The sequence below is a fragment of the Sphingomonas sp. genome (genome assembly GCF_013812825.1).
GTDB lineage: Bacteria > Pseudomonadota > Alphaproteobacteria > Sphingomonadales > Sphingomonadaceae > Sphingomicrobium.
The window spans coordinates 23,041-29,083 of sequence record NZ_JACCSU010000040.1; the positions used below are offsets into that span (position 1 = coordinate 23,041).

Annotated in this window: 6 protein-coding genes; 1 reads left to right on the top strand and 5 read right to left on the bottom strand. The window is 67.8% G+C overall.

Annotated features, from left to right (window positions below; genetic code table 11):
* Nucleotides 1–69: 69 nt before the first annotated feature.
* The 5 genes from H0T81_RS05245 to H0T81_RS05265 form a co-directional block, all read right to left on the bottom strand.
* A complete protein-coding gene (locus H0T81_RS05245; protein ID WP_294010565.1) occupies nucleotides 70–603 on the bottom strand; it encodes a superoxide dismutase family protein in 534 nt (177 codons plus the stop codon).
* Nucleotides 604–630: 27 nt separating this feature from the next.
* Nucleotides 631–2,529 carry an acetyl/propionyl/methylcrotonyl-CoA carboxylase subunit alpha gene (locus H0T81_RS05250; protein WP_294010566.1) on the bottom strand — a complete coding sequence of 633 codons (1,899 nt, stop codon included), beginning with the start codon at nucleotides 2,527–2,529 and terminating at the stop codon, nucleotides 631–633.
* Nucleotides 2,530–2,639: 110 nt separating this feature from the next.
* Nucleotides 2,640–4,589: a 1-deoxy-D-xylulose-5-phosphate synthase gene (gene dxs, locus H0T81_RS05255; RefSeq protein WP_294010568.1), complete on the bottom strand. Its 1,950-nt coding sequence runs from the start codon at nucleotides 4,587–4,589 to the stop codon at nucleotides 2,640–2,642.
* A 144-nt stretch (nucleotides 4,590–4,733) separates the two neighbouring features.
* Nucleotides 4,734–5,177 carry a transcriptional repressor gene (locus tag H0T81_RS05260; protein ID WP_294010574.1) on the bottom strand — a complete coding sequence of 148 codons (444 nt, stop codon included), beginning with the start codon at nucleotides 5,175–5,177 and terminating at the stop codon, nucleotides 4,734–4,736.
* A gap of 94 nt (nucleotides 5,178–5,271) precedes the next feature.
* Nucleotides 5,272–5,673, bottom strand: coding sequence for a MerC domain-containing protein (locus H0T81_RS05265; protein WP_294010571.1), 402 nt, complete (start codon nucleotides 5,671–5,673; stop codon nucleotides 5,272–5,274).
* A gap of 222 nt (nucleotides 5,674–5,895) precedes the next feature.
* On the opposite strand from H0T81_RS05265, the gene H0T81_RS05270 reads away from it, so the two are divergent.
* Nucleotides 5,896–6,043: SWIB/MDM2 domain-containing protein (locus H0T81_RS05270; protein ID WP_294010577.1), on the top strand; the 148-nt coding region annotated here is incomplete at its 3' end.

A 6,043-nucleotide genomic window follows, 5' to 3' on the forward strand; every position in this document is an offset into this window, starting at 1 on the left:
GCCTTCATACAACCAACGGACGACGAGGCTGATTGTTCCGAAAAATGGCGGATTTTCGCGGTTTTTTCTTTAACGCGCCGCCGGCACTGTCATCGCGATTACTCCGCACGCGATCCGTCCGCCGCTGTTGCCGCTCGGGTCGGTCGCATAATCGTCGGCGTTCGAATGGATCACCAGCGCCGCGCCGTCCGCGTCGAGCAGCGCTCCGAAGCTGGTCCCGGGCAGGCTGAGCGCTTCCTGTAACACGCCGTTGGCCGGTACGGTAATGTTCGGCAGGTCGCCGCGGTGCGGGCCGGCCGGGTTGTTGAAGCCGTGCCTGGCGCCGGTCGGGTTGAAGTGCGGGCCGCTGCTCTCGAACCGCGGCGGGTCGCAGCGGCCGACCGAGTGGACGTGGATCCCGTGGATTCCGTGCGGCAGGCCGGCGGCTCCGATGCGGAAGGTGACTCCGCCCGGAGTCTCCCACATCCGCACCGATCCGATCGACTGCCCGGCGTGATTGACGAGGGCGAACACCGGCCCGCCCTGGGGCTCGCCGGTGCCGACGCAGCCGGCCAGCGCCAGCGGCAGCGCCGCGGTCATCATGAGTGCAAGGGAATAGCGCATGGCTCGAACCTCCAGCCGATCAACCCGTCACGCCGGACTTGGTTCAGCGGCCGCTCCCGGCTCCACCCTCGCCAGCACCGCGCCCTCGCCGACCTGGGCGCCGGCTTGAGCGCCGAGCTCCGCGACCGTGCCGTCGAACGGCGCCACCAGCCCATGCTCCATCTTCATCGCCTCCAGCGTCAGCAGCCGCTGGCCCTTGGCGACCCGCTCGCCGGCCGTCACCTCGACCGACGCCACCCGCCCCGGCATCGGCGCGACGATCACCCCGTCCGCGATCCCATGCCCGCCGAGGCTGCCGCGCGAGCTCAGTTCGAACTCGTACGCCTGGCCCTCATGGAAGACGACCACGCGCTCTTCGTCGCGGAAGCCCGACACCGCGGCCATCGGCGCCTCGTCGTCGAGCGCGACGGTGCGGAACTCGCCGCCGCGCCCCAGGTTGACGCTGGCATTCGGCTCGGCGTTCATGCGGAAGCCGGCGAGGTCGGCGACCAGCTCATCCTGCTCGTCCATCGCCACCGCGACCGCCGCCGCGCCGCGCCAGATCGCCTCGTCCGGCTCGGCCTCAGGCACCAGCTCGTCGAGGTGGCGCTCGATGAAGCCGGTGTCGATCTCCCCGCTTCCGAACTCGGGGTGCAGCAGCGCGTTGAACAGGAAGCCGGCGTTGGTCTTGACCGGCCACACTTCGGTGCCGTCGAGCATTGCCGCCAGTTTGTCGATCGCCTCGGCGCGGTCGTCGCCGTGCGCGACCAGCTTGGCGATCATCGGATCGTAGTATGGCGAGATCGAATCGCCTTCCGCGACCCCGGTGTCGACGCGCCCGTCCTCTTCATCGAGCTCGAAATGTTCGAGCCGGCCGACGCTCGGCAGGAAGCCCTTGGCCGGGTCCTCGGCGTACAGCCGCGCCTCGATCGAGTGGCCGGCGATCGCCAGCTCGTCCTGAGACTTCGGCAGCTCCTCGCCGGAAGCGACCCGCAGCTGCCACTCGACCAGATCGACCCCGGTGATCGCTTCGGTGACCGGGTGCTCGACCTGCAGCCGGGTGTTCATTTCCATGAACCAGATGCGGTCGGCCTGCAGCCCTTGCGAAGCGTCGGCGATGAACTCGACGGTCCCCGCGCCTTCGTAATTCACCGCCTTCGCCGCCCGCACCGCCGCCGCGCAAACGGCTTGCCGCGTCGCCTCGTCCATCCCCGGCGCCGGGGCTTCCTCGATCACTTTCTGGTGGCGGCGCTGAAGCGAGCAGTCGCGCTCGAACAGATGGACGAGGTTGCCGTGCGCGTCGCCGAACACCTGCACCTCGATGTGGCGCGGCCGCTCGATATATTTCTCGACGATCACCCGGTCGTCGCCGAAGGATGAGGCCGCCTCGCGCTTGCAGCTGTCGAGCGCGTCGATGAAATCCGCCGCTGCGTCGACCCGCCGCATCCCCTTGCCGCCGCCGCCGGCGACCGCCTTGATCAGCACCGGCCAGCCGATTGCCGCGGCTTCCTTCTGCAATGTTTCGGGCGACTGGTCCTCGCCGAGATAGCCGGGCGTCACCGGCACACCCGCGTCCGCCATCAATTTCTTGGCCGCGTCTTTGAAGCCCATCGCCCGGATGCTGTCGGGCTTGGGCCCGACCCAGATCAGCCCGGAGTCGAGCACCGCCTGGGCAAAATCCGCATTTTCGCTGAGGAAACCGTAGCCCGGGTGGATCGCCTCCGCGCCCGTCTCCTTTGCTGCGGCGATGATCCGCTCGCCGACCAGATACGACTCCCGCGCCGGCGAGCCGCCGATAGGCACCGCCTCGTCGGCTATCCGCACATGCAGCGCGTCTCGATCCACATCGGAGTAGACCGCCACCGTCCGAACGCCGAGCGCCCGGGCGGTGCGGATCACCCGGCAAGCAATCTCGCCGCGGTTGGCGATGAGAAGGGATGAGATCACGAATTTACCTGAGTTTCAGCCACGCGGTTTCCGTAGCCACTCGCCAAACGCGAGAAGAAACAGGCCGACGATGACGGCTGTCAGAATGAGGGGGATTCCGAACCCGGTGCTCAGGCCCGCACCTCCTCGATGCCGACGCTGTTTCGGCGGAGCGCCTTCAAGACCGTGTCGACGATCCCGGCGGCGTCGAGCCCGGCCTCGGCATATTGCTTCTCGGGCTTGTCGTGGTCCTGGAAGCGGTCGGGCAGCCGCATCGTTCGGATCTTCAGGCCCGCGTCGACCAGCCCCTCGTCGCTGGCCAGGGTCAGCACATGCGCTCCCAGGCCGCCGACCGACGCCTCCTCGATCGTCACCGCGACCTCGTGGCTGGCGAGCAGCTTGCGGATCAGCTCGGCGTCGAGCGGCTTGGCGAAGCGCAGGTCGGCGACGGTGGCCGGAAGCCCCATCGCGTCCAGTTGGTCGGCCGCCTTCTCCGCTTCCTCGAGCCGGGTGCCAAGCGACAGGATCGCGACCGTCTTGCCTTCGCGGACCAGCCGGCCCTTGCCGATCTCGAGCGCCTGCAGCTCCGCCGGCAGCTGCAGCCCGCGCCCTTCGCCGCGCGGATAGCGGACCGCGATCGGCCCGCTGTCGTGCAGCGCCATGGTGTGGATCATGTGCGTCAGCTCGACCTCGTCGGCCGCAGCCATGACGACGAAGTTGGGCAGCGTGCACAGATAGGCGAGGTCGAACGCTCCGCAATGGGTGGCTCCGTCGGCGCCGACCAGCCCGGCGCGGTCCATCGCGAAGCGCACCGGCAAATTCTGGATGGCGATGTCGTGGACGACCTGGTCGTAGGCGCGCTGCAGGAACGTCGAGTAGATCGCGCAGAACGGCCGGTAGCCGCTCGCCGCGAGCCCGCCGGCGAAGGTCACCGCGTGCTGCTCGGCGATGCCGACGTCGAACGTCCGCCCGGGGAAGCGCTCCTCGACCTTGTCGAGCCCGGTGCCGGACGGCATCGCCGCGGTGATCGCGACGATCTTCTCGTCCCGCTCCATTTCCGCCGACAGCGCCTTGGCAAACACGGACGTGTAGCTCGGCGGCCCGCCGCCCGGCCCCTTGTCCTGCTTGCCGGAGACAACGTCGAACTTGACGACTCCGTGATATTTGTCGGCCGCGGCCTCGGCCGGAGCGTAGCCCTTGCCCTTGCGGGTGACGGCGTGGACCAGCATCGGCCCTTCAGGTGCATCGCGGACGTTCTCGAGGATTTCGACCAGCGCCTCGACATTGTGGCCGTCGATCGGCCCGACGTAGTAGAATCCGAGCTCCTCGAACAAGGTGCCGCCGGTCCAGAAGCCGCGGGTATATTCCTCGACGCGGCGGGCCCAGCGGTGGATCGGGCCGGGCATCTTGCGGGCCAGCTTCTGGGCGACCCGGCGCGGCGTCAGATATTTGTTCGACGACACCAGCCGGGCGAGCGAGTTGCTGAGCGCCCCGACCGGCGGAGCGATCGACATGTCGTTGTCGTTGAGGATGACGATCAGCCGGTTGCCGGCGGCTTGGGCGTTGTTCATCGCCTCATAGGCCATGCCCGCGGACAGCGCCCCGTCGCCGATCACCGCGATCGCGCGCCCCGGCTCGCCCGACAATTTGCCGGCGACGGCGAAACCCAGCGCCGAGGAGATCGAGGTCGAGCTGTGCGCCGCTCCGAACGGGTCGTACTCGCTCTCGCAGCGGCGGGTGAAGCCACTCAGGCCCCCGCCCTGCCGCAAGGTCCGGATCCGATCGCGCCGCCCGGTGACGATCTTGTGCGGGTAGGCCTGGTGGCCGACGTCCCAGATCAATTTGTCGCGGGGAGTGTCGAACACGTAGTGGATTGCGACCGTCAGCTCGACGACCCCGAGGCCGGCGCCGAGATGCCCGCCGGTCACCGACACCGCAGATATCACCTCCTGGCGAAGCTCGTCGGCGAGCTGCGGCAGCTGCGATTTCGCCAGCGCCCTGATGTCGGCGGGCGACGAAATCGTGTCGAGCAGCGGGGTCACCGGCCGATCACTGGGGCGCTCAGTGGGGCGATCACTCATGCGCGGCCCCATAGCCCGAGCCACGGCGAGAAGTCGAACATTTGGATCATCATTGCCATCAAGCCAGTTCTGACGGGCCGGGCCGCGATTGGCATGAGCAAGTTCTGAGATTTCGCTGAAATCAGGCCGCCTGGCGCCGATGTCTCAATCCTGGTCGCAATCCCCGCAGGTGCCGCGGACCTCGATCACCGGCCGCGGAGCGGTGAAGCCGGCGGTCTTGGCGGCCTGGCGGACTCCGCCCGACAGACTGTCGTCGTCGAGGTGCACGGTCTGGCCGCAGCTGTCGCATATCAGGAAGATGCAGTCGTGCAGGCAGTCGGGGTGGGCATTGGCGACATAGGCGTTGGCGCTTTCGACCCGCCGCGCGAGGTTGGCGCCGACGAACAGGTCGAGGATCCGGTAGACGCTGTTGGCCGCGACCCGGCGGCCTTCGCTCCTGGAGACCGCCTCGGCGATGTCGTAGGCGGAGGCCGGGCGCTCAAACCCGGCGAGCGCGTCGAACACCGCGGCGCGCATCTCTGTCCACTGCTCGCCCTGGGTGGTCAGCCGCTTGGCGGCCGCTGATTTCAGCGACTCGCCCTCGTGCATCCGATGATCGTGGGGCTGGTGCTGCTGTTTGGCCACGCTGTGCAAGATAAGCCTCCGCCTTCCTCGCGGCAAGCGCAACGAGCGCTGGCGGCAACTAGTTCGCGGCGATCCGGTTGAGCTGATGGCCGAGCGCCAGGATCGCCACTCCGACGATCGTGAACAGCGCCTCGCTGCCGTCATGCGGCAAGGTCAGTGCCCCCGCCATCACTCCCAGGCCGAGCCCGCCGACCGCGCTCGGCATCATGAAGCCGTGCTCGTAAACGCCGCGCCCGAGCGCGACCGCTCCGAGCACCATCGCCAGGGTCAGCCCGACCTCATGGATCCAGGGACTTCCGAGCAGGCCGCCGGCCGACGCCAGCAGCGCCAGCGCCACCGCGGTCGCGAGGCAATGCACCACACACAGCCCGGACAGCGTGATCGCCATCCGGTCGAGGCGCCTCAAATCGAGCCCGGCAAGCGGGGATCGGCGCAGGGTCTGGGCCAGCAGCTGGGACATTGCACCGGCAATATATCGCCGCCGGCGCGAAGTTACAATATCTCATCACCGATGTTTTCGCGTTCATCGCCAGGCAGCAAAGCCGGGATCGATGCCGACCGTGACCAGCATGGTAAAAAGAAATGTCCGCTTTCCACCCTTTGCAGACGCTGGAAGCGCGTGCAAAGTCCCTTGGTCAGCAGCAAGGAGTCGGACATGGCAAAAGCAGCACAGAACGCGTTCATGAAGCCGGTCAAGCCATCGCGTGAGCTGGCGGCCATCACCGGCGAAGCGCCGCTGCCGCGGACCGAGGTCGTCCGCAAAATCTGGAATCACATCAAAAAGAACAATCTCCAGAATCCCAAGAACAAGCGCGAGATCCTCGCCGACG

Coding starts and splice junctions, on each gene's coding strand:
- dxs (WP_294010568.1), bottom strand. CDS start 4,589: ATGAGTGATCGCCCCACTGAGCGCCCCAGTGATCGGCCGGTGACCCCG.
- H0T81_RS05245 (WP_294010565.1), bottom strand. CDS start 603: ATGCGCTATTCCCTTGCACTCATGATGACCGCGGCGCTGCCGCTGGCG.
- H0T81_RS05260 (WP_294010574.1), bottom strand. CDS start 5,177: ATGCACGAGGGCGAGTCGCTGAAATCAGCGGCCGCCAAGCGGCTGACC.
- H0T81_RS05265 (WP_294010571.1), bottom strand. CDS start 5,673: ATGTCCCAGCTGCTGGCCCAGACCCTGCGCCGATCCCCGCTTGCCGGG.